At 44.5% G+C, this 22,560-nt stretch carries 31 protein-coding genes and 3 pseudogenes; 32 read left to right on the top strand and 2 right to left on the bottom strand.

Translation table 11 applies throughout. The annotated features are described in order from the left end of the window. Positions 1 to 4 precede the first annotated feature (4 nt). The 4 genes and pseudogenes from JNUCC31_RS24720 to JNUCC31_RS24735 form a co-directional block, all read left to right on the top strand. Complete coding sequence (locus tag JNUCC31_RS24720) at positions 5 to 1,390, top strand: hemolysin family protein (RefSeq protein WP_416234460.1); 1,386 nt, start codon at positions 5 to 7, stop codon at positions 1,388 to 1,390. Positions 1,391 to 1,610: 220 nt separating this feature from the next. After that, positions 1,611 to 1,850 carry a spore coat associated protein CotJA gene (locus JNUCC31_RS24725; RefSeq protein ID WP_192265667.1) on the top strand — a complete coding sequence of 80 codons (240 nt, stop codon included), beginning with the start codon at positions 1,611 to 1,613 and terminating at the stop codon, positions 1,848 to 1,850. Continuing rightward, on the top strand, positions 1,840 to 2,115 hold the full coding sequence (locus tag JNUCC31_RS24730) for a spore coat protein CotJB (protein WP_062319980.1): 276 nt from the start codon (positions 1,840 to 1,842) through the stop codon (positions 2,113 to 2,115). Before JNUCC31_RS24725 ends, JNUCC31_RS24730 begins: the two co-directional genes overlap by 11 nt. 91 nt (positions 2,116 to 2,206) lie before the next feature. Beyond that, positions 2,207 to 2,581 (top strand): annotated as a pseudogene (locus tag JNUCC31_RS24735) (manganese catalase family protein); the annotation flags it as partial. Positions 2,582 to 2,601: 20 nt separating this feature from the next. Here JNUCC31_RS24735 and JNUCC31_RS24740 read toward each other — a convergent pair. Both JNUCC31_RS24740 and JNUCC31_RS24745 read right to left on the bottom strand, forming a co-directional pair. Beyond that, the gene (locus JNUCC31_RS24740) at positions 2,602 to 4,044 is read right to left on the bottom strand and encodes a recombinase family protein (RefSeq protein WP_192265668.1); all 1,443 of its coding nucleotides are present in this window, start codon (positions 4,042 to 4,044) and stop codon (positions 2,602 to 2,604) included. A gap of 14 nt (positions 4,045 to 4,058) precedes the next feature. After that, complete coding sequence (locus JNUCC31_RS24745; RefSeq protein ID WP_228469779.1) at positions 4,059 to 4,667, bottom strand: LexA family protein; 609 nt, start codon at positions 4,665 to 4,667, stop codon at positions 4,059 to 4,061. 449 nt (positions 4,668 to 5,116) lie between these two features. Here JNUCC31_RS24745 and JNUCC31_RS24750 point away from each other — a divergent pair, with 449 nt between their 5' ends. From JNUCC31_RS24750 to JNUCC31_RS24880, 28 genes and pseudogenes are all read left to right on the top strand, one after another. After that, positions 5,117 to 5,290: a hypothetical protein gene (locus JNUCC31_RS24750; RefSeq protein ID WP_192265670.1), complete on the top strand. Its 174-nt coding sequence runs from the start codon at positions 5,117 to 5,119 to the stop codon at positions 5,288 to 5,290. A gap of 136 nt (positions 5,291 to 5,426) precedes the next feature. Then, entirely contained in the window at positions 5,427 to 5,609 is a 183-nt protein-coding gene (locus tag JNUCC31_RS24755; RefSeq protein ID WP_192265672.1) for a hypothetical protein, read from the top strand. Beyond that, positions 5,584 to 5,880, top strand: a complete 297-nt coding sequence (locus JNUCC31_RS24760) for a hypothetical protein (RefSeq protein WP_192265674.1) — start codon at positions 5,584 to 5,586, stop codon at positions 5,878 to 5,880. Before JNUCC31_RS24755 ends, JNUCC31_RS24760 begins: the two co-directional genes overlap by 26 nt. Positions 5,881 to 6,009: 129 nt before the next feature. Next, positions 6,010 to 6,195: a hypothetical protein gene (locus JNUCC31_RS24765; protein WP_192265675.1), complete on the top strand. Its 186-nt coding sequence runs from the start codon at positions 6,010 to 6,012 to the stop codon at positions 6,193 to 6,195. A 5-nt stretch (positions 6,196 to 6,200) separates the two neighbouring features. Then, positions 6,201 to 6,578, top strand: a complete 378-nt coding sequence (locus JNUCC31_RS24770; RefSeq protein WP_192265676.1) for a replication terminator protein — start codon at positions 6,201 to 6,203, stop codon at positions 6,576 to 6,578. Between the two features lie 31 nt (positions 6,579 to 6,609). After that, positions 6,610 to 7,317, top strand: a complete 708-nt coding sequence (locus JNUCC31_RS24775) for a hypothetical protein (RefSeq protein ID WP_192265677.1) — start codon at positions 6,610 to 6,612, stop codon at positions 7,315 to 7,317. 58 nt (positions 7,318 to 7,375) lie between these two features. Next, a complete protein-coding gene (locus tag JNUCC31_RS24780) occupies positions 7,376 to 7,705 on the top strand; it encodes a hypothetical protein (protein WP_192265678.1) in 330 nt (109 codons plus the stop codon). A 252-nt stretch (positions 7,706 to 7,957) separates the two neighbouring features. Beyond that, a complete protein-coding gene (locus JNUCC31_RS24785) occupies positions 7,958 to 9,211 on the top strand; it encodes a PcfJ domain-containing protein (RefSeq protein ID WP_228469230.1) in 1,254 nt (417 codons plus the stop codon). Beyond that, positions 9,208 to 10,218: a DUF3102 domain-containing protein gene (locus tag JNUCC31_RS24790; protein ID WP_192265680.1), complete on the top strand. Its 1,011-nt coding sequence runs from the start codon at positions 9,208 to 9,210 to the stop codon at positions 10,216 to 10,218. The genes JNUCC31_RS24785 and JNUCC31_RS24790 overlap by 4 nt, the downstream gene beginning before the upstream one ends. 6 nt (positions 10,219 to 10,224) lie before the next feature. Next, positions 10,225 to 10,518, top strand: coding sequence for a hypothetical protein (locus JNUCC31_RS34215; RefSeq protein ID WP_488656251.1), 294 nt, complete (start codon positions 10,225 to 10,227; stop codon positions 10,516 to 10,518). A 32-nt stretch (positions 10,519 to 10,550) separates the two neighbouring features. Then, positions 10,551 to 10,871 (top strand): hypothetical protein, encoded by a 321-nt coding sequence (locus JNUCC31_RS24795; RefSeq protein ID WP_192265682.1) that lies wholly within the window; start codon positions 10,551 to 10,553, stop codon positions 10,869 to 10,871. Beyond that, positions 10,852 to 11,124 (top strand): hypothetical protein, encoded by a 273-nt coding sequence (locus JNUCC31_RS24800; protein ID WP_192265684.1) that lies wholly within the window; start codon positions 10,852 to 10,854, stop codon positions 11,122 to 11,124. The genes JNUCC31_RS24795 and JNUCC31_RS24800 overlap by 20 nt, the downstream gene beginning before the upstream one ends. Before the next feature lies 1 nt (position 11,125). Continuing rightward, a complete protein-coding gene (locus JNUCC31_RS24805; RefSeq protein ID WP_192265686.1) occupies positions 11,126 to 11,869 on the top strand; it encodes a DnaD domain protein in 744 nt (247 codons plus the stop codon). After that, entirely contained in the window at positions 11,856 to 12,206 is a 351-nt protein-coding gene (locus JNUCC31_RS24810) for a replicative helicase loader/inhibitor (RefSeq protein WP_192265688.1), read from the top strand. The genes JNUCC31_RS24805 and JNUCC31_RS24810 overlap by 14 nt, the downstream gene beginning before the upstream one ends. Then, entirely contained in the window at positions 12,193 to 13,578 is a 1,386-nt protein-coding gene (dnaB, locus tag JNUCC31_RS24815; protein ID WP_228469231.1) for a replicative DNA helicase, read from the top strand. Before JNUCC31_RS24810 ends, dnaB begins: the two co-directional genes overlap by 14 nt. Positions 13,579 to 13,615: 37 nt before the next feature. Continuing rightward, positions 13,616 to 14,095, top strand: coding sequence for a sigma factor-like helix-turn-helix DNA-binding protein (locus JNUCC31_RS24820; RefSeq protein ID WP_228469232.1), 480 nt, complete (start codon positions 13,616 to 13,618; stop codon positions 14,093 to 14,095). 434 nt (positions 14,096 to 14,529) lie between these two features. Then, complete coding sequence (locus JNUCC31_RS24825) at positions 14,530 to 14,784, top strand: hypothetical protein (protein WP_228469233.1); 255 nt, start codon at positions 14,530 to 14,532, stop codon at positions 14,782 to 14,784. 176 nt (positions 14,785 to 14,960) lie between these two features. Beyond that, positions 14,961 to 15,503 (top strand): annotated as a pseudogene (locus tag JNUCC31_RS24830) (tyrosine-type recombinase/integrase). 257 nt (positions 15,504 to 15,760) lie between these two features. Then, positions 15,761 to 16,069: an HNH endonuclease gene (locus JNUCC31_RS24835; RefSeq protein WP_192265696.1), complete on the top strand. Its 309-nt coding sequence runs from the start codon at positions 15,761 to 15,763 to the stop codon at positions 16,067 to 16,069. A 203-nt stretch (positions 16,070 to 16,272) separates the two neighbouring features. Next, a complete protein-coding gene (locus tag JNUCC31_RS24840; protein ID WP_228469234.1) occupies positions 16,273 to 16,536 on the top strand; it encodes a P27 family phage terminase small subunit in 264 nt (87 codons plus the stop codon). A 26-nt stretch (positions 16,537 to 16,562) separates the two neighbouring features. Then, a pseudogene (locus JNUCC31_RS24845) lies at positions 16,563 to 18,241 on the top strand (terminase large subunit); the annotation flags it as partial. Then, positions 18,242 to 19,423 carry a phage portal protein gene (locus tag JNUCC31_RS24850; RefSeq protein WP_228469780.1) on the top strand — a complete coding sequence of 394 codons (1,182 nt, stop codon included), beginning with the start codon at positions 18,242 to 18,244 and terminating at the stop codon, positions 19,421 to 19,423. Positions 19,424 to 19,444: 21 nt separating this feature from the next. Beyond that, positions 19,445 to 20,017, top strand: coding sequence for an HK97 family phage prohead protease (locus tag JNUCC31_RS24855; RefSeq protein WP_192265697.1), 573 nt, complete (start codon positions 19,445 to 19,447; stop codon positions 20,015 to 20,017). Continuing rightward, positions 20,017 to 21,414, top strand: coding sequence for a phage major capsid protein (locus JNUCC31_RS24860; protein ID WP_192265698.1), 1,398 nt, complete (start codon positions 20,017 to 20,019; stop codon positions 21,412 to 21,414). The genes JNUCC31_RS24855 and JNUCC31_RS24860 overlap by 1 nt, the downstream gene beginning before the upstream one ends. A 19-nt stretch (positions 21,415 to 21,433) precedes the next feature. Further along, a complete protein-coding gene (locus tag JNUCC31_RS24865; protein WP_192265699.1) occupies positions 21,434 to 21,604 on the top strand; it encodes a hypothetical protein in 171 nt (56 codons plus the stop codon). Position 21,605: 1 nt separating this feature from the next. Further along, on the top strand, positions 21,606 to 21,884 hold the full coding sequence (locus tag JNUCC31_RS24870) for a hypothetical protein (protein WP_192265700.1): 279 nt from the start codon (positions 21,606 to 21,608) through the stop codon (positions 21,882 to 21,884). Beyond that, the gene (locus JNUCC31_RS24875; protein ID WP_192265701.1) at positions 21,881 to 22,189 is read left to right on the top strand and encodes a phage head closure protein; all 309 of its coding nucleotides are present in this window, start codon (positions 21,881 to 21,883) and stop codon (positions 22,187 to 22,189) included. The genes JNUCC31_RS24870 and JNUCC31_RS24875 overlap by 4 nt, the downstream gene beginning before the upstream one ends. Further along, on the top strand, positions 22,186 to 22,560 hold the full coding sequence (locus JNUCC31_RS24880; protein WP_192265703.1) for an HK97 gp10 family phage protein: 375 nt from the start codon (positions 22,186 to 22,188) through the stop codon (positions 22,558 to 22,560). Before JNUCC31_RS24875 ends, JNUCC31_RS24880 begins: the two co-directional genes overlap by 4 nt.

Consider the following 22,560-nt stretch of genomic DNA (forward strand, 5'->3'; position numbering starts at 1 on the left):
GGGTATTCATACCGAATTTCATCTCGGGCAGTTGGTATTTAATCTAGTCTGTGTGTTTTTGCTCGTATTTTTGAACGGCGTATTTGTCGCAGCGGAATTTTCCCTGGTTAAAGTAAGACAGACTCGCCTGACTCAATTGCAGAGTGAAGGGAATAAGTTGGCTGGTTATGCACTGAAGGTGAATGGGAAGTTGGATGCTTATTTGTCGGCAACCCAGTTCGGGATCACGCTAACATCGCTGGGTCTTGGTTGGCTTGGTGAGCCGGCCATTTCCGAACTGCTCGTGGAGCCGTTGATGTTCAAACTTGGTGTGGCGGATACGGGGCTTATATCCACGGTATCGGTCATCATTGGTTTCTGTATCATTACGTTTCTGCACATTGTGTTAGGCGAACTTGCGCCCAAATCTCTGGCGATTCAAAAAACAGACGGAGTGGCCTTGTTACTGTCGGCACCGCTGCTGTTATTTTATAAAATCTTCTTCCCGTTCATCTGGGTATTAAATGCGTCGGCCAATGCGTTGCTTCGATTGGCAGGTATTGAACCAGCCAGCGAGGGAGAGGCCCATTCGGAAGATGAACTTCGTATTTTGATGAAGCAGAGCGCCAAAAGTGGGGTTATTGATAAGGACGAAATCAAACTGATGGACAATATCTTTGATTTCTCGGACATGCTGGCACGTGAAATTATGCTGCCGCGTACGGACATGGACTGTCTGTATACTCACATGTCTCTGGAAGAAAATCTAAAAATCATTAACGCAACGAAGCATTCACGTTATCCAGTGGCGGTAGAGGATAAGGATGAGATTATCGGGTTTATCCATATAACCGATCTGCTGCTGGCCGAACCGGAGCAACAACATGATCTCGCTGCACTTGTTCGTCCGATCCTGAACGTCCCTGAATCCATGGAGATCAGTCATGTGCTGCGTCTCATGCAGAAGAAACATTCGCAGATGACGCTGGTGGTTGACGAGTATGGCGGAACAGCGGGTTTGCTGACTGCTGAAGAGATTCTGGAAGAGATTGTTGGCGATTTGTATGATGAGTTTGAAGATGAGCGCCCCCATATGGAGCGCAGTGGAGAGGCATTTTCCATTGATGGCCGTTCCCTGATTGAAGAGGTCCATGAATGGACCGGAGCGATCATCAAGGATGAAGAAGTTGATACGATTGGTGGCTGGCTGTTCAAGGAGCTTGAGGGCAGTCCGGCTAAAGGCAAAACACGGGAACAGAACGGATATGTCTTTGAAGTGGAGGAATCAACTCGTCTCCGGATTACCCGAGTGAAGGTGTACAAGCGACCTGTGCCCGAACACGACGAGATTAATGCCGGAGAACAGGAGCAACATTCCGATCAGGATGAGCAGGATCGTCATTCGGACTAGGGATTCTTGGAGTATACATGGCTTAATTTGCCGCGATAGAACAGAGTGACCTTCGGAGACGCCCAGTGGGGTGGGTGAGCCGAGGGTCTTTTTTTTGCGTTAAGCTGAATTTGGGATTAACTTGGGAGATCCCGACATATGGTTATAGAGACGGAAAATGAATGCTTTTAATACTTGCGATGTGCATGAACCAAATCCGTGAAGAAGGAGGTGCTGTTTTGTGAAAGATCCACAGCTTCGTGCTTATGCTCCTTTTATAGGGCCGTTTGATCCTTGTCCACCGAAAGAGATTCGAACGTATCTGGTTCCTCCGCAATTATTTATCCCTTTTCAGCCGATGGGCTGGCCGCAGTACAGTCCGGCAGAAGCCTTAAGAATCGGAACGTTGTGGCCTGCTTTGTACAGTCCATATACACCTGCGAGATCTAAGGGAAGGAAGGTGGAAGCGGATGGAACCTGAAACACCAAAAGTCTGTGATGCAAAATACTATGAGCTGTTGGAGGAACTCCAGGCCTTGGATTTTGTATTGGTTGAGCTGAACCTGTATCTGGACACCCATCCGGGTGACTATCAGAGCATTGAGCAGTATAACAAATTCAGCCAGGAGCGCATGAGAGTGGCGCATGAGTTTCAGCAATTGTACGGACCGCTGATGAACTTTGGTCACGCGTTCTCCAAATATCCTTGGGAGTGGTCCCAGACACCATGGCCTTGGCAAGTGTGAGTAACAGCCCTGAGCTTCCTTGCAAGCTATCCTGACGGGAGCTCGGGGAAACGTAAGCAGGTTGATTTAAATTCTAAAGGGGGGCGTCTGTATGTGGGTGTATGAGAAAAAACTGCAATATCCCGTTCGGGTTAGCAAATGTGATCCTCACATGGCAAAATTGCTGGCGGAACAATATGGGGGTGCAGATGGGGAACTGGCGGCTGCCCTGCGGTATTTGAACCAGCGGTATACGATTCCTGACAAGATTATCGGGCTATTGAATGATATCGGTACGGAGGAATTTGCACACCTTGAGATGATTGCCACGATGATCTACAAGCTAACAAAGGATGCCTCGGTGGAACAGCTGGAAGAAGCGGGACTTGGGCCGAACTATGCACAGCGCGATTCTGCCCTGTTTTATACGAATTCTTCGGGTGTGCCTTTCACCGCAACTTATATTCAAGCGAAGGGAGATCCGATTGTATATTGAGGCATAACAAATCATTTCCAAACAATCTCAATTTGTTCTCCGTTTGTTATAGTGACTTGTTCTATAATTTGGCGTATTGCCTGCTTAGCTTTTAATCTATCTGCTCCTAATATGTCAGGCAGCATTAAGGCAGCATTTTTTTGGACAGTTTCTGCTTCATACTTTTTGGACAAAAGTTGTGAGATACGTTTGTTCAGACTATCACGATCCGCTTCAACCCTCATTCGAGCCGCTTTCAAATCCTCCGCAGAGATCAAATCATTTTCAAAAGCCTCGATTTGTTTTTGCATTTTATTTCCGACTTTACTTAATTGTGATTTCAAATCTTTAATTTCATCTATTGCAGAAGCTCTAGGTGAGATATTAATATTCAATTCTTTTGTTGAAGCAGCCACCAGTTCACGAATCTGTTCGATAATTAATGTTTCTAGATCTTCTCTGTGAACCGCATGATGCTTGCAACCATAACCAAGCTGGTAAGAGCCACAAATATAGCGATAGTAAGTATAATCGTTATATTTCCTTTTGACTCTGGCTGTACTTCCTTTCATATTTCTCTCGCAATGGCCACATTTAGCAAGCCCTGTGAGAAGATATGTTTCATTATCCGCGTGTTTTCTAGCTCTCGATCTTGAACGTAAGATTTCCTGAACTTTTTCAAATTGTTCAATTGGGATTATCGGACTGTGATTTCCTTCTTTAACGATCCATTCCGATTCATCTCTAAAAGTTGTTTTAGAATCTTTTGTACTTCTCTTGTTGTATATCATTGTTCCTGTTAAAGCCTGATTTGTAATCAATCGTTTAACATTTATTTGGTCAAACATCTTGTTTCTTTTAGTAGTAATACCTCTATCATTTAATTTTTTGGCTATCATGCGATATCCATCACCCTGTTCAGCAAGTTCGAACATATATCTAACATTTTTTGCTTCTTCTTCATTAATAACATACTTTTTATCTATTACATCATAGCCGTAACAGGGTCCGACTATTGCTCGATCAGTATTTTTAGCTAGTGATATCATGTTGTCCTTAACGCGCTCAGAAGTACGCTCACGTTCAAACTCAGCAAACGTCCCTAACAATTGAAGTGTCATTCTCCCTACTGCGGTAGATGTATCAAAACTCTCGGATGCGGAAACATAACTGCAATTATACTGAGTTAATAATTTTACTGTTTGAAGTAGATCAAGCAGGTTTCTGCACAATCTATCTAATTTCGATGTAAGTACAATTTGGAGTTTACCCTCAGTAACATCATCCAATAATTTTTTTATTGCTGGCCGTCTAAGATCCTTGGCACTATAACCATCATCGATATAAAATGTTGGTTCACTCCAGCCCATCGCCACGCAGTATGCTTTAAGTCTTTCTTGTTGCTCGTTAAGAGAATTCCCCTTGTCTGCTTGTTCGTCAGTTGATACACGAATATAAGCGGCGACATTACTCATCGAGTTAATCCTCCTTAGTATTTGATTAAATTCATTTTAAGTTTTCCTATAATGACTATCTCCGCTGGTGGTGCAAATATGGGGGGATAGTTTGGGTTCTCTGATTGAAGAACCATCTGTTCACCATTCCTAAATACTCTTTTCAGAACCGCCTCATCATTCACAAGAACAGCAGCTATTTCTCCGTTCTCTACATCGGGTTGTTTTCTAATCAACAACATATCTCCCTCATTTATTCTTACACCACTCATACTGTCTCCTTTAGCGTGTAAAAATAAATGTTCCCCGCCACTCACCCATTCTTTAGGCACCGGCTCATAGTCTGAAATATCTTCAAAAGCTAAAACGCCGTTTCCGCAGCTTATTTTTCCTACAACCGGAATATAAGAAAATGATTCAGGATCAATTCGAGGCAAATCCACTTCCATATTGTCGTCTATAAGATAATCCAGGCTACATTCGAAAAAACTTGCAAGTTTAGCTAATGTAGATCGTTTAGTATTTTCAGTTCCCTTTTTGTACATTCCGTCAATTGTTGTATAAGGAATATCTGCTTTTTTAGAAAGTTCATTTTTACTATGTATCCCTTTTTTCTTCATCAACAAATCAATTTTCTCAAGCATGTCCACAGCAAAGTGACCTCCGTTTCTCTTACTTCATATAAGCATCATTATAGAGGAAAAATATTTCCGTTGCAACGTAATATTTTGACGAAAAGTGTTGACTAATTACTTCATGGGGTATAATATTTGCCTTAGTTACCCTGCAACGTAAATCGAGAGGGGGTGATTACGTTGTTCCCTAATTTGCAGGCTGAGATTGTACGAAATGGATTTGTTAAGAAAAGCATAGCTGAGAGCATTGGAGTCTCCCCGAGATCATTGACCAACAAGCTTAATGGTCGAACAGAGTTCACACGCTCGGAGATGATTACTATTCGTGAAGAATACTTTCCTAACGCTAGTGCAAATTATCTTTTTTCATTTGGAGAAGATCAGCCCCGAAAAAAAACAAGAAGTCGAATGGTCAAGTCGGACAAACCGTCTTGAATAGTATGAACTAAGGGGGAGAGATGGTGAACAAAAAGGAAAAACGTCCGAAGTTACAAGTTATTGGTCATTACAGAATGATTGATGGGATCAAGGTAAAAATTGATCCCTTTAAAACAGATTTGCCTGATCGTTGCAAACTCATTGTTTCCGAGATTGTAACTGGTCAAACCTGTTCTTTGGTAAAAGTCATGTAATGAATTAACGACTCAGCTTTTTCAGAGTCGTTTCAGTGGACAAGCTTTCCCCGATTAATAAATGCAACGATGTACTGGAACTTTGAGCAACACTGTGATGGAACTATGAAGAAAATCTTCTGAAAGGAGAATCCAAATGAAATTTCAGAATGCATTGAATAACTGGTGTGCATATGTCCATTTGCAGGGATTGATTCAGTTTCGCAATAGCGGAACGATTCTTGAAGCGGCAAAGGATTGGTTGGATAAAGAGATTGATGATTTGAAGGAAGAACTAAATGGGGGTGCTAATCATGATTCCAGAACATTTGCTGGCTGATAAAAACTGGCGCGGGATGCTATACATCTTAACCAATAGCGAAAATCTCACACGAGCTGTTTCTCCACATATTGACTTGGAAGAATGTTCAGTTGATTTCCCAGCATTAAAACGAATTTCAAAACCATGGTCCAATGCAGAAAAATTCTTATTAAATCTAGCGATGCACTTGTTCAGCGAACAGAACAAAGTGAACTTGTCAGATATGGATTTGCTAGATGCTTACAACAAAGAAATTGCCTTAAAAGCGATTCGACTGCGATTTGGTTAGGGGTGTTTCGATGAAAGAAGGCATAAAAAAAGAAATCATCCGGGTTAGGAGCCGGACGATTTCGGTGGTTAAAAAAATATTCGAGATCAGTATAACACAAAAATAGCGCTCTGATAAGGGGGTGCTTACATGATTGTACTCAAAGGGGATACCGTCAAGCTCAAAACGGGCGAGGTTGGCGATGTTACGGAGATATGGGGAAAGGCTAGAACCTCCATACGCTTGGAAACGAATGCAGGTACCGTTCTAACCTTTGAAACGGAAGTAGAGAAAGTCATCAATCGTCCTAAAAAATCACCACGTGAGAGGAGGTGATACATATGCAAGTGGACATTAACAATCTGGCAGGCGGAGCGATGGCAGAGCGGATCAACCGTGAGCTGAACAAAGTAGCGGAGAACGTATTGGACCCGAACACGAAGGCTGAGGCCGTTCGTACGGTAACCATTTCTATCAAGATTAAGCCGAATGAAGCACGTCAAATCGGTCAAACCGATATTGAGGTCAAATCGTCATTGGCTCCAGCGAAAGGTGTTCCAACTCAGTTTGTCTTTGACTTCGACCGTGAAGGAAATGCGGTGCTGAAAGAACTGAATCTGAGCAACGACAGAGACCAGATGGCACTGAATGATGCGGGTGACGTGGTTGACGGAACTGGGACAAGCCCTAGCGGTAAAGTCGTAGGGATGTTCAAGTGATCTATGAAAATTGAATAGCGGAGGACATGACATGATTAAAGAAGCAATTGACAAAATTTTGGGCTTGGCTGGTATTCACACTGAGCAGATCGGTGAGCAAGTCTTCACTAATTCCGATTTACGCCGTGTTCATGAAGCAACCACAGAAACATTGAAGGTTCGTAACTTGGGCGGGATTGTGGATTACATCACCAGCAACTTTGATGGAAAGTTCCCCTTCATCGTTCATATCCAATCACCAACACATGTGAGCGTTGTGACGGGATACAATCGCGATTTACAGCGGAATTTGATTATTGAAGCGAATGCTTTGTTACCGGACATCAATTTCGGATCATATTACAACATCGAGAGTTTCAACATCCTGCTTCAAAGCTGCTTTGTTCAGACGAACACAAGAGACGCATTACTGTCTATTGTCGGCAATGTCAAAGACGAACAGGTTACGAGCTTTGGTGATGATGGGGTTAGTCAACAGGTTACAGCTAAGACTGGGGTAGCCACGGTGGAAAATGTGAAGCTTCCGAATCCTGTACACCTCAAGCCTTTCCGTACATTCGTGGAGATTGAACAGCCTGAGAGCGCATTTGTCTTCCGTATGAAGGATGGCCCATCCGCTGCACTATTTGAGGCAGACGGTGGAGAGTGGAAACTTCGTGCTATTGCTGAAATTAAGGTATACCTGGACGAGCGTCTTGAAGATTTTATCAATGATGACAAGGTAGTTATCATCGGCTAGTTTTTCATACCACATACCGGGAGGCTCAGCCTTCCGGTTATTCATAGGAGTGATGAACGTGATACAGCAAGCATTGCAAAAGCTTCAGCAAGAAATGTCAGCCAAATCAAAAGACGCATATGTTCAGCATGTCGGTTCCTTTCTGACTGGATATGTTCGGAATCATCCAGAACATGCGGCGTTTGTATTGACGGATGGAAAAACCATTATTGGCAGTTTGAACGCAATGAAGGAAGAAGCCAAAAAGAAACAGTCCAATGGTGTGGGTGTTCTCAGTGATCAGCAAGGCTTTGAAATTGTTCTCAAGTATTTCGGAGTTCCGAGCAAACAAGAGCAGGTTGTTGCGGCTCCAGTTGAACTTAAAGCTTCATTAGATGACTTACTGTGAGGTGATTAGATGAATCAGAAAGAAAAGGACATGACACACTTTCCGTCTAAGCGATCCGAAAAATTAGAGAAATATGTAATAGATGAACTATTGAAGCACAGCAGATACATTTTCATTCAGCGTGTTTCCAGAGTCCAGTATGGATACTGCACACACTGTAACTCCCGCTTTCGGACTTCTGGAGATTTAAAACATAACGGCAAGAGTGAATGTCCAAATTGCAAGTCAGATTGCAGAGTTAAAAATCATGGTATGAGCCGTAAATATTTGCGTGATCATGGAACGGTCGTTTTCTATGAGAAATCACAAGTCAATCCCGATTCAGCCATCATCGCACAGGTATTCAGAGTCTATCGTGATTACTCAGGAGATTACACGAAGGTCCAGACTGAATATGTGATTGTTGCTAAGTATCTTTTCGAATCAGGCAATCCAGGAAGAGCTACTATGTATGAACGTTGGGGAGGATGGCAGAAAGCCAATTCAGTTCATTCAATAGAATCTTATCCCCACTGCCCCATTGAAAGCATTAAAGAAGCTGTCACTGGTACACCGTTCTATTACAGCACTTGGGATCAGCATGAACAACCTCAAAGGGATTACGTTAAGTTTTTTGCTCTTTATAGCAAATACCCGGTTATCGAGATTTTAACGAAACTGGGATTCAAATACTTTGTAGGCGCTAAATTGTTTGATGGGAAAACGTACAGTTGCATCAATTGGAGAGCGAAACAACTTCATGATGTGTTGCGGCTAAGTAAACAAGATTTCCAGCTAGTTCATAAAGAACAAAAGTTAAACCCAATGCAATTGCGTTTGTTTCAACTGTCACGTAAAGATAGTGCACCTCCAACAATTCAGGAGATTCAAAACTTTTTCACGGATTCAGTTGGCGATGTCATGAATGAACTGAATGTAGTTCTTAAATATTCCACTTTACGTAAGGCAATGAACTACATGCAAAAGCAAGTTCAAATCTGTGACACATATAAAACATATTTTGGGTTACTCATTGCTTGGCGAGATTACATCCGAGATTGTGAAACGCTTGAAATGGACTTGTCTCATAGCCTTATTCTATTTCCAAAAAACTTGCACGAGGAACATCAGAGGACGATGAAACTTGTGAAAACTACATCTGATGAACGATCACGAGCCAAAATGTTAAAACGGGCTGAAACCCTTCAAAAGTATAAGTTCGAAGACCAAGAGTTTGTCGTGATCCCGGCTGAGACAACAGAAGAATTGATTGAGGAAGGAAAAAGGCTGGAACATTGTGTTGCCCGTTATGCTGATAGACACGCTGAAGGAAAAACAACAATTCTCTTTGTTCGTAGGAAAAACAACCCCAACTCACCCTACTACACGATTGAATTACAAAAGAATGCAATCAAACAGGCACGAGGATTTAAAAATGCTTCTATGACACCCGATGTGCAAAAGTTTGTTCAACAATTCGAAAATACCAAACTCAAAAGAAAAAGGAAGGAAGTTGCTGCTATATGACAACTCGTAAGAAAAAAGAAGAGGCTCCAACTACAGTTGTTCCAGTTACAGAGACATCAGTATCAAACCGTACAGTGGATATTATCGCTGCTGAGATTCGCAGTATTGATCAGCAGGCCCGGCAGTATGTTTTGCAGTCCGCGATTGAGATTGGTCAGAGATTGACAGAAGCGAAGGAACTGGTTGGTCATGGTGAATGGGGAACATGGTTGAAAGAACATGTGAATTACAGTCAGTCTTCAGCTAATAACTTTATGAAAATCTCTGTTGAATATGCTAATTCTCAAACGCTTGGTAATTTGTCCTATAGTCAGGCGGTTGCTCTGCTATCTGTCCCAACTGAAGAGCGAGAATCCTTTGTGGAGGATAACAACGCTGCTGAAATGTCGGCTCGTGAGCTTCAGGCGGCCATCAAGGAACGGAAGGAAGCGGAACGACTACTTGCAGAGGAACAGGAGCGTGCGAAGGTAGCTGAAGCTGCACGTATAGAGGAAGAACGGCAACGCGAAGTTCTTCGCGGAGAGTATCAGAAATTGCTTGAAGAACGCCAGAAGCTAGAGAATGAGTTGGCCGTTGCTCAAGAGGAAGCAAAGAAGCCAGGTAAAGCAACCAGCACAGATGCTAAGACGAAAACAGAGCTTCGCAAGGCTGAAAAGTCCCTTTCTGAATCTCAGCAACGTGTGGCTGCAATGGAAGCTGAAATGAAGGCGAAAGAAGACGAACTGAATGCCAAGGTTGACGCAGCCATCAAGGAACGTGAACAGGAGCTGGCAGAACAAGCCCGGAAGCGTGAAGAAGAATCGGCAAAACAAGTCGCTGAACTGCAAGAGCAGTTGCGCAAAAACAACAATACGGCTGCGATCAAGGTCAAAGTACACTTTGAATCGCTTCTCAGTAATTTTAATAGTTTGATAGGTTCTGTTTCCGAGTTAGACAACGAGGATCAGAAGAAAGCCATTTCAGAGCGTATAGCACAGTTATGTGACGATATGAAGTCAAAGCTGTGATGTAGCATGTTCTTCTTTTTCTTTGATCAGTTCAAACGTGGAAAGGTCTGCCGTGTAAACAGCGGACGTGATGCAGGGAAAAGAGTAGTCATACATGAGATTAACGAGGACATGCTGTGGTGCTATGAAAATAAGCCTGTCACATATCGGATAAACAGCAGGGGTTTGAGAGTAATTCAATTTGATCCGGCGTGTGCACTCACGCCTTACTCCCCTAAATATCTTGAAATAACAAATGAGATCCCCGTCCAGACGGATGGATGGGGCGCTTCATATCGCAATTCTCGGTTATGGCTGTAATCTATTGAATCAGAATATAGGACGGTGCACATATGGAAACGCCTAAAGGATACGATATCTATCGCTTATTAGATGGAACTGAGGTGTTACGTTCTCCAGAAGATCGAGTGTTGTTCCATCGTACCAGCAATACAAGAATGCCTCTTACGGTTGACGCAGACGTGATTATTGATGAGGTGCTTGATACGTTAGATGAAACCAATCGGCAAATCGAAGTATTGTCCGATTCCCTTAACCGGATTGAAGAGTTGTTGACAGATGACTTATCTCTAAATGCGCAAGCAATCAATGCAATTATAGGAACCACAAGACGGGATATAGAGGAACACCGCTATGGTCGAAATATCGTCTAAAGCACAGGCTATCATTGAACATGCGCTTAATCCACTCATTCGTAAAGGTTGCCGGATTGAGCGCTTGGCAATGATCGTTTGTCCCGATTCTTCCATCGCACAGATGAATACAGTTCATACCAAGTACGGGCTGTTACGAATTGAGCCGAACATATTCCTTCCCTTGGGAAAGTCATACATCATTGAAGACTCTTGGCGTAAGCACAGAGGATTTGCCTGGGTAACTGGGTACAAGCAACGAAGAGGTGAATGAAATGAATTACATCGCAGAAATGACAGCCTTCACAGATTGGCTCGAAACAAATCCATTGGAGCCATCCGCACAGACTTTGTGGTTTCACCTTTTGGTGATTGCAAATAAGAGCGGATGTCCAGAGTGGTTTACAGTAGCCAATATAACACTGATGGCCAAGGTAGGTATTTCTGAAAAATCGCTTAGCAAACATCGGAATGCTCTCATCCAAAAAGGACGACTCATATATAAGAATCAAGGAAAACAGCAAGCCGGAAAATATCAATTGGTTCATCTTACCGGAAATATTACGGTAAAAGATACCGTAAAAAGGGATGTAAAAGATACGGTAAAAAGTGGGGTAAAAGGTTCAGGATTATTAAAAGATTTTAATTCTTCTACTTCTACATCTTCTGATCATGGCGAATACGAATCTTTTTATGCAGCTCACTTACGAGTGTTTGGAGTTGAATGTAATCCATTCCAAGCGCAACAGCTTATCGATTCGATTGAGATGTACAGCATGAGCGAAGAGGTTGTTGTACGAGCTGTAGAACGTGCAGCCATTTCGTCTAAAGGCTACAACTTCAAACTGATTCTCAAAATATTAGACGATTATTACAAAGGTGGTGTCCGCACCTTGGATCAGGCCATTGCCATAGATCGTGAGTTTGATAACCGCAAGAATAAAACGACAACTAAGCCCGATACCAAGGCACGAAGCTTTGCTGAGATGGCGGAAGGGATGGAAAATGAAAATCAGTGAAGTTGGCAAGCTATTCGACAAAATCATAGAGTTTTATCCAGCCTTTACAGGGACTGCTTCGAAACTCCAGAGCTGGCATGAGACCCTAACCGATATCCCTTTTGAACTGGCACAAACTAATCTCAAGAAATACGTTGCTGATCCAGAGAACAAGTATCCGCCGCACCCCGGAGCACTGGCAAAGAAGCCTATTGTGACTGAAAGCGACCGTTACCACACAGGGTTAAAGATGTCTGGACAAAGGATACTTGCGACAAATGAAAATCTTAGTATGGGTGCAGTTGGACCGACAGAAGAACAGCGCAGAAAGGTACGTGATTTGCTTGAAAAAAAATGAACTTGAGTTGCCACATAGTCTGGAAGCTGAGCAATCTGTTCTCGGTGCAATTTTGATTGATCCAAACGCCTTTCTGAATGTGGCAGATACCTTAACTGTCGAACATTTTTACGCTAATCAACACGTGGTCACTTATTCAGCAATGAAAGAGTTATCCGAACTGGGAATAAGCATAGATTTGGTGTCCTTGATGGCAAAGCTTCAGGACAATCAACAACTGGATACGGCAGGCGGTGTAAGCTACCTTGCAAGGATGGCAAAGAGCGTACCGACAGCAGCCAATATCACACACTATGCTGAAATTATGCATGACAGATACTTGCACCGGACAACAATTCTTTCACTGGAAGAACAGCTTCGCAACGCATGGAAATCAGATAACGGCATGATGGCCTTGGCAAGTGTACAAACGGCTGCATCGAACCTATCTGACAAAGCCGTTAAGGGTAGAGAGTTTCGAACAGCTCGCGAAGTGTTCCTTTCTGCATTCGACATCATGGAGCAACGTTACGCTAATTCAGGCGATGAGGTAACGGGCATTCGTTCCGGGTATGTTGATCTGGATCGGATGACATCGGGTTTTCAGAACAGTGATCTGATTATTGTTGCAGCTCGTCCTTCCGTGGGTAAAACTGCTTTTGCATTGAACATTGCCCAGTTTGTCGCACTCAAGGGACAGAAGAAAGTGGCGGTTTTCTCGCTTGAGATGTCAGCCGAACAACTTGCGTTAAGAATGATCAGTGCCGAGGGCCATATTGAAGCTAATCGGATACGTACAGGATTCCTACGTGGAGATGATTGGGAAAATGCTACTAACGTAATTTCAACATTAGGCGAATCGCATCTTTTCATTGATGATTCAGCAGCTCTTACAGCTCAGGGGATCATTAACAAATGCCGGAGACTCAAACAGAAATTCGGATTGGATATGATCATGATTGATTATCTCCAACTGATCAGTGGAGAGAAGGGTAAGGAAAACCGTCAACAGGAAGTAACGGATATTTCCCGGAAGTTGAAGCAATTGGCCCGGGAGCTACATATTCCTGTAATCGCATTATCACAACTTAACCGAGCGGTTGAGCAGCGGCAGGATAAACGGCCAATGATGTCCGATCTACGGGAATCAGGAGCTATTGAGCAGGACGCGGATATTGTTGCTTTCCTGCACCGAGAGGATTATTACGATGCGGAGACCGAGAAGAAAAACATTATTGAGATCATCATAGCCAAACAGCGTAACGGTCCAGTGGGAACGGTCGAACTGGTATTTATGAAAGACTACAATAAATTTGCTAATTATGAACGCATGCAGACACCGCGATTAAATAATGATCAACAAGCAGTTCCAGACATGTACAGACAGGGGTGATCAAATGGAGCCATATAGTAGAAGGAACACAATTGACTTGGGAAGAACAACACCAAAAAGTTGCCGACAAGCAAGAAGAATTGCAAAGCGGCTTTACGATCGTGCTGATGCAGATGATAAGAAGATTATTTCTAAAATCATTAGTGAGTGTGAGTTCGTAGAAGAGTGGCTCTCCACCGGAAGAAGGCCAGGTAACAAACGTGGTGTTGAACGCTTGGCAGCATATCAACGTGAAGTACTTGTTGATCCGCTCAAAATGCAAGCCTACGTAAGCAATTCGAAGGCAGGCAGCCCAAGCAACTTGACGGATTGGCAAAGGTTCCAAATTAGCGATGCCCTTTCAAGGCTGAGTGATCGTGAACGAGAATGTTACGTACTGGCTCACGGCGAATGTTATTCTCACAGCGCAATCGCCGACATGCTATATATAAGTAAAGATTCCGTTTCGGAATACATTGACCGTGCACAAAGAAAAATTTCAAAAGATTTGGAGAGTAGCTTATTTTTGATTCAATAACCGCTTAAAGTGGATTTTTTTGTCCCACGAATGCCACCTATAGGTAAGAACTATAATAAAGGAGTTGTTTATAGTTTGGAAGAATCGCACGAACGGGCATCGACAATCGATGTCCTTTTTGCTGTATCAAGCAGGAGGTAATCCCATGGCGATCAAAGCAGTGAAGCGTCCTCCACCTATACCAGTGAAATCGGAACTTCAGCCAGAGCAATGTCGTGGATGCGTATGGGGAACATGGACAGGAAATGTGCAGTTATGTTTGACACCTAAATGCAGGAAGTAGTTCAACTGTGGTGGCGGAATAGGTAGACGCTATATATGGTAGGGTGAAGTGCAGACCATAGAAGAAAGCTTCTCGTGCACACCAATGCAAGGTGCAAATCCTTGCCCACAATATCTTATATGAAAGGATTGATAGTGTGAGTAAAACAGGATTGAATATCACGTTGTTTACATCGAAAGATGAATTGGTCAACGCCAAAGCTGGAGGTAGTACACTGGTAGCTTCAAAGACGAAGACCAAGGATGCAGACTTTCAGATTATTGTTTCAATTGATGCGTGTGATCTGCTTGAGAATGAGGTTCGCGTTAATCTTACTTTGCTTAAAGCAAGTGTGGAAGAAGCCGCACAAGAGTTTGGTGCAGCTATGGGCAATGAGATTAATAGGGTTCTCAGTCAGATTGAGTAGGGAGGTTGCGTTATGGACTACTATATTCAGACAGAGCCGCTTGTGTTGCCTATGGCGCAACCAGTGCTACCGATGAAGCATCAAGTTCTGAATCGTAAGCCGCTGCGCGCAGTGGCAAGGAGTAGTTGTTAATCTGAACGTAATCCCAAACGTTTGGGATTTTGTGAGGTGGTGAGATGAAGTATGTTCAACCGATCAGAGATAAAGAAATCATTGAAGATATCAAAATGAAATTGCTTAGGAAGGAGAATCCCGAGACTACATTCTTTTTGTCATTGGGATTAATGTTGGCTTCCGAATATCGGACATACTTCCGCTGCGTGTTCGCGATCTGAAGAAACCGTTGCTATACATTACAGAGAAGAAGACGCGCAAGCAAAAGGTTTACGAAATGAATCATGCGGTTAGGCGTGATCTGTTGCGTTTGATCGGGGATCGACCGGACAATGAATTCTTGATCAAAAGCAGGGAAGGATTAACAAACCTTTGGGTCGTTCAATGACATATAAGATCATGAGGGAAATCACTAAGGATTACGGTCTTGAGGGATTGGGAACCACACGCTTAGGAAGACATATGGATACCATTACTATAAAGAAACTAAGGATGTGGCAGAGTTGCAGGAGATATTTAACCACTCTGACCCGAACGTGACATTGCGATATATCGGTATTACGCAAGACACAATCAACCTCTCGACGAGACGGTTCAGATTATGAGTTACCCATAAAATGAAGGTGTGGAACTGGGAAATGATCGAAGCCGGAAAGCCTTGGTGCATAAGGGTTTGTTGGTTCTCAACGAGTTACCCACAATTTAAGATAAGGGTAATTCACTTTTATACAGAAAATGAATAAAATCATGGTTTCAGAAGCAGAGAATCATTAGGTTTTAGCAGAAAGATTGCCTTAGTGATGCGGCGTTTCGGCTGAAAACTAATAATAAAATACAACGAATATTTATGCATGGAGGGATTATGAGCGGATCGTTCTATAAATCCACCAAGTGGAAACGGAAGCGGGCGGTTATTTTACGTAGGGATGAATACATGTGCCGACAGAGCAAAAGGTACGGTAAGACCGAACCGGCTACCACGGTACATCACATCTACCCATTCGAGTTTTACCCAGAGCTGGCGCTGGTTGAATGGAATTTAATCTCGCTATCTGATGCGCAACACAATGCCATGCACGACAGGACGACCCATGAGCTGACAGAGCTTGGTCTTGCTTGGCAAGAGCGAGTTCGGAAGCAGTTCGAAGAATGGCAAGGAAAGGGAAATTAATATTTTCGAGATATCCCCCCTCCCTTACGGGATTTATTCCGGCCCCCTAGGGACCGGGCAGGGGAGCCTTTTCCAATAGAGCGGGTCTCCAAAAGTTTTTTGGGAGGTGAGGACGTGGCGGAGGCAACCGAGAAAGAAAAGATCAAACGGAAGACCGTTGCCGAAATGAAGAAGCTCGGCGTGTACAAAAAGAGTATGGTCGGGTGATTGAAATTTATGCGGAGTTGGTTGCGCAGTACGATAAGCTCAATCGCGACTTTGAGGAAGGTGGATATAAGTTCGAAGTGATCACCGCCCAAGGGGGAGCGAAGAAGGCACCAATTGTCGCCACACTGGAAACGCTGCGCAAAGACATTCTGACTTACTCGGATCGGCTTTGTCTTAATCCGAAGTCGATTGAGACAGTGACAACGGATAATAAGAAAGGTAAATCAAAACTGGCAGGAGTGCTGGGTGGTCGGAAGTGATCCAACACGCCAATTACGATGTTGTAATGGAATATGCCAGTAGTATAACGGATCGGCGTAAGATTGCTTGCAAGGAATTGATTCAGGGGCGGAAAGGTTCTTTCGTGATCTGGACAACCCGGACTATGACTTTGACCCGGAAGATGCCGAATTTGTCATTGATATTATTGAAAGCACTTTTGTTCATGCTCAAGGCGAGATGTTGGATGGTACACCACTTCGCGGCATGCCGTTCTTGCTGGAACCATTCCATAAGTTCATGGTGTACAACCTTCTTGGCTTCTTCAAGAAAGGGACCAAAATCCGGCGTTACACAGAAGCCTTCATCTATATACCGCGTAAGAACATTAAAACCAGCTTTGCGGCTGGTCTAGCGTGGGCGCTTGGTCTGCTGAATCGCCGAAGCGGTAGTAAGGTGTACATTGTTGCGGCGGCCTTGAAGCAATCCTTGGAAAGCTTCAACTTCATCAATTTCAACCTGGACGCGATGGGTGAGAAGGATAACTTTCGCGTCATTGATAATAATCAGGAACATAGCATTCAGGGAGAATTTGAAGATGGGTCATTGTATATTCAGGCACTGGCAGCAAACCCGGACCGTCAGGACTCCTTGAACTGTAATATTGCCATTGCGGATGAGATCCACGCCTATAAGTCGCCCAAGCAATACAACATCATCAAGGAAGCCATGAAGGCATACACCAACAAATTGATGATCGGTATTACAACAGCAGGCGACAACATGACAAGCTTTTGCTATCAACGTCTCCAGTATTGCAAGAAGATACTGGATGGTACGGTGAAAGATGAGGCTTATTTCGTGTTTATCTCGAAAGCGGACAAGATCCGGAAACGGGGAAGTCGATTACACGAATCCGATCATCCACCAAATGGCGAATCCAGCTTACGGGGTTTCCATTCGTCCTGAAGACATTTTGAACGATGCTCTACAGGCACAGAATGATCCCCAGCAGCGGAAGGACTTCTTTGCTAAGTCACTGAACATATACACGGCAGCCCTGAAGGCGTATTTCAATATCGATGAGTTCAAGTCATCGAACCGTAAATATAAGTGGACACTGGAAGAATTGGCTAAATTGCCGATTGAATGGTACGGCGGGCGGACTTGTCCAAACTCCATGACTTAACAGCCTCGGCGCTCTATGGAACGTATGGTGATGTGGATATCATTATTACCCATGCGTGGTTCCCGATTGTGGCGGCTACAAAGAAAGCCGAGGATGACAATATTCCGCTGTTCGGATGGAAGGATGATGGATGGCTGATATGTAACAGTCCGGTGGTCAATCATGCCGATGTTGTTAACTGGTTTATTCAAATGAAGAAGACGGGATTTAACATTAAGCAAGTCGGATTTGACCGTAAGTTTAGCCGTGAGTTCTTTGCAGGCATGCGTAAGGCAGGATTCAAGATGATTGACGAACCGCAATACTTCTGGCGCAAGTCGCAAGTTTCCGGCGAATTGAAATGCGGGCGAAGGAAGGCAAGCTGTATTACTTGGTTCAGATGCATTTGAGTATTGCGTGCAGAACGTTCGGGCCATCGAAAAGACCGATGACATGATTCAATATGAGAAGGTTGAAGATAATCAGCGATCGACTTATTCGATGCCGCTGTTTTTGCGTGCGTCCGGCAGCTTGAGAATTTTGAAACGGCTGGTACGGCTAAGGGCTGGCTGAAAGGGGTGGAAGAGCTGAGTAAAAAGAAGAGAGGCCGCAGCGCAAGCCAGAACCGAGCCGATTCAAAATCGAGTGTAGGTTGGTTTATGACAACCGAAGCACACGACATGTTGTGTGTGCCGGGATATACCAGATTGTCCGATAACCCGGAAGTGAAGATGGCCGTTCATAAGATTTCAGAGCTGATCAGCACCATGACCATCCACCTGATGCAGAACACAGATAACGGTGATGTTCGGATCAGGAATGGACTGGCACGAAAAATAGACGTTGACCCGTACAGTCTGATGACGCGCAAGACATGGATGTACAACATTGTCAGTACCTTACTGTTGCATGGAGATGGTAACAGTGTTGTTTATCCGAAAATGAGGGCGGGTCTGATTGATGAGCTGATTCCCTTTAAGCCATCAAGCGTGAGTTTTCAAGACACGGATAAAGGCTATTTGATTCGATATCAAGGTCAGGCGTACGACCATGATGAAGTGCTTCATTTTGTAATCAATCCTGACCCGGAACGACCGTGGATCGGAACTGGGTATAGGGCAGTGCTGAAGGACATTATTCACAACCTCAAACAGGCTACAGCCACGAAGAAGGGTTTCATGAGTGGGAAGTATATGCCAAGCCTGATTGTGAAGGTGGACGCGAATACAGCAGAGTTGTCCAGTGAAGAGGGACGCAACGATGTGTACAATATGTACCTTGAACGCTCCGAAGCAGGACAACCATGGATTATCCCGGCCGACATGATTGAAGTGGAGCAGGTTAAGCCATTGTCCTTAAACGATATTGCGATTAATGAATCGGTTCAACTGGATAAGCGAACGGTGGCGGGCATTCTTGATGTGCCAGCCTTTTTTGTTGGTGTCGGTGATTTCCGCAAGGATGAATATAACGCCTTTGTGAATACGCGGATTCAGCCTTTGGCGATGGGAATCGTACAGGAATTGACCCGGAAGCTGGTTTTTGCACCGGATATGTATTTCAAGTTCAATCCGCGTAGCCTTTACGCCTATGACCTTAAAGAACTGGCAGATGTCGGGAGCAATCTTTTTGTTCGAAGTCTCATGCTGGGAAATGAGGTTCGGGATTGGATCGGTTTGTCGCCGCTTGAGGGTCTAAATGAACGGATCATCCTTGAAAACTACATTCCAGCCGGAATGATCGGGAACAGAAAAAGCTGAACCAAGGGGGAGGTGAGGAAGATGGATAGGACAGTGAAAGTTACCCGCAGCCTGACAACCAAACTCGAAACACGTGAAGCGGATGACCAGTCTTTGGTGATTGAAGGCTATTTTGCAGTGTTCAACCGGGAAACAGAGCTTTGGCAAGGCGCTTTCGAAGAGATTGCGTCTGAAGCGTTCGAACGCACCCTTAGTAATGATATCCGGGCGCTGGCGAATCACGAAACCATGTTTGTTCTTGGCCGGAATAAGGCGGGAACGCTGGAACTGAAAACGGACAGTCATGGTCTTTGGGGTAGAGTCAAGATCAACCCGGATGATTCGGACGCGATGAACCTGTATGCGAGGGTTAAGCGAGGCGATGTAGATCAATGTTCTTTCGGTTTCAACATTTTGCGAGAGGAAACAGATTGGCGGGATGACGGCACGGTGAAATGGACCATTCGCGAGATTGATCTACATGAGGTGAGCGTTGTCACGTTCCCGGCCTACGCTGATACAGGGGTGCAGGCAAGGAAGGATGAGGTTGCGCAGCATCGTGACCGTCAAATGCAACAACGGAAACATCAACTAAAGGGGAGGCTGATTAAATAATGGCACTGAGACAAATTATGCTTGCAAAAAAGATTAAACAGCGGAAGGCAGACTTGGAAGGCTATCTGGAACAGGAACGCGGACTCATTACTCGGTCTGAAGAACTGGAGCGAGCGATTGAAGAAGCTACTACCGAAGAGGAAATCAATACAGTGGAAGAAAGTATTGAGGCACTTGAGCAGGAGAAGGAAGAGGTTGCTTCCAAGAAAGGCACACTTGAAGATGAAATTACACAAATGGAATCTGAACTGGAAGAGTTGAACAGTAAAGAGCCTACCAATACGCCCGGAAATGGCGGAGAGCAAAGACAACAAATGCAACAACCACAAATCGTAGGGGGCGAAACAAGAATGAGCAAAAGAGCAAACTTTGGTATGACTCGGGAGCAACGTACAGCGTATGTGCAACGGGCCGAGGTAAAAGAATTCTATGAACGCGTTCGTAGCCTGATGGCTGAGAAACGTGCAGTTAATGGTGCGGAGCTGACCATTCCTGATACGGTGCTAGAGCTGCTTCGTGACAATCTGGATGGGTTCTCAAAATTGGTCAAGTATGTTCGACTTCGCCCATTGAAAGGAACAGCACGTCAAACGATTGCTGGTGAAATCCCGGAAGCAATCTGGACGGAAGCTTGCGGGAAGCTCAATGAATTGTCCTTTGATTTCTCTCAGATTGAGATTGATGGATACAAGGTTGGCGGTTTTATTCCGGTTTGCAAAGCTACATTGGAAGATTCGGATATTAACCTTGCAAATGAAGTAGAGTACATGCTTGGCGAAGCGATCGGATATGCGCTGGACAAGGCGATTGTATACGGCACTGGCGTGAAAATGCCGCTCGGTTTCGTTACACGTCTGGCTGATGCAACACCTGATTATGGCCCTGATGTATCGACCACTAACATCAAAAAGTTGCCAGTGGCTACGGGAGTTGAACTGTTTAAGTCTGTGCTGAAAACACTTGCGAATGCGAAAAGCCGTAGAGCGAGAAACGGGCTTGTGTTGGTCATGAATGAGATGACTTGGAACAGCTTGGTTCTTCCTGAATCCCTTTCCGTTAATGCTGCGGGTACGATTGTGGCGGCTAATGGGGGCACGTTCCCTGTTGTAGGTGCAAAAGTTGAATTCCTTGATTTTGTTCCGGTAGGCGACATTGCAGGCGGATATCTTGAGAAGTATCTGTTGTCTGAGCGTCAAGGCGGTTTCTTTGGTGCATCCGAGCATGTGCGTTGGATCGAGGATGAAGTCGTGTTTAAGGGCACGGCACGCTATGACGGGAAACCTGTACGTCCTGATTCATTCATTCTCTTTAACATCCAGAACGCGGAGCCGACAAAAAGTGTTGCATTCGCACCTGATAAGGCTAATGAAGCAACTGAAACTCCAGACGGAGCCTAAACACGAAAGGGTGATCTAAATGCCTTACATCGTCATTAAGGATTTCAAGGATTTAGAAGATAAAAATCACATTTACCGTGCCGGGGATAAGTATCCTCGGTCTGGCCGTGGGAAAAAGGAACGCTTAGAAGAATTGTTGAGTTCGGACAATCTTCGCGGCGAACCATTAATTGAGGAAGTAGGCGATTGATATGGATATCGCCCTGATTGTTGGATTAATCAAGGAACGTTTGGCTATTCGTGCAAACGTGCGGGACAACTACATTACGGCCATCGCTAATTCGGTGGTCACGGAACTGGAGGATGAGAAGGGGTTGACGCTGGATGCGGACAACGCCAATCACCTCCAGTTTTGCGTAGATTATGCCGCGTGGCGCTACCAGAGCAGGGACACCGAGGGTTCAATGCCGAGACACCTTCAATTCAGGCTCCATAACCTGATTCTGCATGCACGGAGGAAGAACACATGAGAGGTGACCACGAACTCATCTTAATCAAGCCCGGTGGCCGTACAAAAGATAACATCGGGAATGAGATCGTCATTGATCCTGTGGAAACGCCAGTGCTTTGTGATCTTCGTTCGGTGGGGCGCAATGAATTTTATAGCGCAGCTACCGCCGGGATGGCACCGGAAATCGTCTTTGTCATGCATCCATATGAATACAGCGGCGAGCAGCTAGTCACGTTTGAAGGCGTTCGATATCAAGTCATTCGGACATATTCAGAGCATGACGAGGAAGTCGAGCTAGTATGTGGGAAGGTGAAGGGCAAATGACAACCATTAACCAACTGGCGCAGGAAATCGTGAGGGCTGTCAAGGCATATACAGATGATGTCTCTGACGCGATAGAAACGCGTGTTGATGAAGTTGCGGAACTGGTTCGTGCTGATGTTGAAGCCAATGCACCTAAGAGGACAGGGAAGTATGCCAAAGGATTCAAGGTGACCAAACAGGGAAGTAGTGGAAAGGCCAAGCGAGTGGTTTGGAATAAGAAAAAATCCAGAATCGTTCATTTGAATGAATTCGGATATGCGAAGCGGGGCGGCGGCAGAGTTGCAGGCCGTCCACATTTGCGTCCTGCCTATGATCGTCATGCCGCGAATCTACCGGACGATATTAAACGAATCATCAGGAACGGGGGATAG

The sequence above is a fragment of the Paenibacillus sp. JNUCC-31 genome (genome assembly GCF_014844075.1).
GTDB lineage: Bacteria > Bacillota > Bacilli > Paenibacillales > Paenibacillaceae > Paenibacillus.

Bases quoted from the DNA above. Each gene is read 5' to 3' on its own strand.
- JNUCC31_RS24790 (WP_192265680.1), top strand. From the start codon at position 9,208: ATGACAACTCGTAAGAAAAAAGAAGAGGCTCCAACTACAGTTGTTCCA.
- JNUCC31_RS24755 (WP_192265672.1), top strand. From the start codon at position 5,427: ATGAAATTTCAGAATGCATTGAATAACTGGTGTGCATATGTCCATTTG.
- JNUCC31_RS24880 (WP_192265703.1), top strand. From the start codon at position 22,186: ATGACAACCATTAACCAACTGGCGCAGGAAATCGTGAGGGCTGTCAAG.
- JNUCC31_RS24770 (WP_192265676.1), top strand. From the start codon at position 6,201: ATGCAAGTGGACATTAACAATCTGGCAGGCGGAGCGATGGCAGAGCGG.
- JNUCC31_RS24785 (WP_228469230.1), top strand. From the start codon at position 7,958: ATGAGCCGTAAATATTTGCGTGATCATGGAACGGTCGTTTTCTATGAG.
- JNUCC31_RS24800 (WP_192265684.1), top strand. From the start codon at position 10,852: ATGGTCGAAATATCGTCTAAAGCACAGGCTATCATTGAACATGCGCTT.
- JNUCC31_RS24835 (WP_192265696.1), top strand. From the start codon at position 15,761: ATGAGCGGATCGTTCTATAAATCCACCAAGTGGAAACGGAAGCGGGCG.
- JNUCC31_RS24745 (WP_228469779.1), bottom strand. From the start codon at position 4,667: ATGCTTGAGAAAATTGATTTGTTGATGAAGAAAAAAGGGATACATAGT.
- JNUCC31_RS24765 (WP_192265675.1), top strand. From the start codon at position 6,010: ATGATTGTACTCAAAGGGGATACCGTCAAGCTCAAAACGGGCGAGGTT.
- JNUCC31_RS24805 (WP_192265686.1), top strand. From the start codon at position 11,126: ATGAATTACATCGCAGAAATGACAGCCTTCACAGATTGGCTCGAAACA.
- JNUCC31_RS24730 (WP_062319980.1), top strand. From the start codon at position 1,840: ATGGAACCTGAAACACCAAAAGTCTGTGATGCAAAATACTATGAGCTG.
- JNUCC31_RS24760 (WP_192265674.1), top strand. From the start codon at position 5,584: ATGATTCCAGAACATTTGCTGGCTGATAAAAACTGGCGCGGGATGCTA.
- JNUCC31_RS24740 (WP_192265668.1), bottom strand. From the start codon at position 4,044: ATGAGTAATGTCGCCGCTTATATTCGTGTATCAACTGACGAACAAGCA.
- JNUCC31_RS24870 (WP_192265700.1), top strand. From the start codon at position 21,606: ATGGATATCGCCCTGATTGTTGGATTAATCAAGGAACGTTTGGCTATT.
- JNUCC31_RS24875 (WP_192265701.1), top strand. From the start codon at position 21,881: ATGAGAGGTGACCACGAACTCATCTTAATCAAGCCCGGTGGCCGTACA.
- JNUCC31_RS24865 (WP_192265699.1), top strand. From the start codon at position 21,434: ATGCCTTACATCGTCATTAAGGATTTCAAGGATTTAGAAGATAAAAAT.
- JNUCC31_RS24775 (WP_192265677.1), top strand. From the start codon at position 6,610: ATGATTAAAGAAGCAATTGACAAAATTTTGGGCTTGGCTGGTATTCAC.
- JNUCC31_RS24810 (WP_192265688.1), top strand. From the start codon at position 11,856: ATGAAAATCAGTGAAGTTGGCAAGCTATTCGACAAAATCATAGAGTTT.
- JNUCC31_RS34215 (WP_488656251.1), top strand. From the start codon at position 10,225: ATGTTCTTCTTTTTCTTTGATCAGTTCAAACGTGGAAAGGTCTGCCGT.
- JNUCC31_RS24795 (WP_192265682.1), top strand. From the start codon at position 10,551: ATGGAAACGCCTAAAGGATACGATATCTATCGCTTATTAGATGGAACT.
- JNUCC31_RS24860 (WP_192265698.1), top strand. From the start codon at position 20,017: ATGGCACTGAGACAAATTATGCTTGCAAAAAAGATTAAACAGCGGAAG.
- JNUCC31_RS24855 (WP_192265697.1), top strand. From the start codon at position 19,445: ATGGATAGGACAGTGAAAGTTACCCGCAGCCTGACAACCAAACTCGAA.
- JNUCC31_RS24750 (WP_192265670.1), top strand. From the start codon at position 5,117: ATGGTGAACAAAAAGGAAAAACGTCCGAAGTTACAAGTTATTGGTCAT.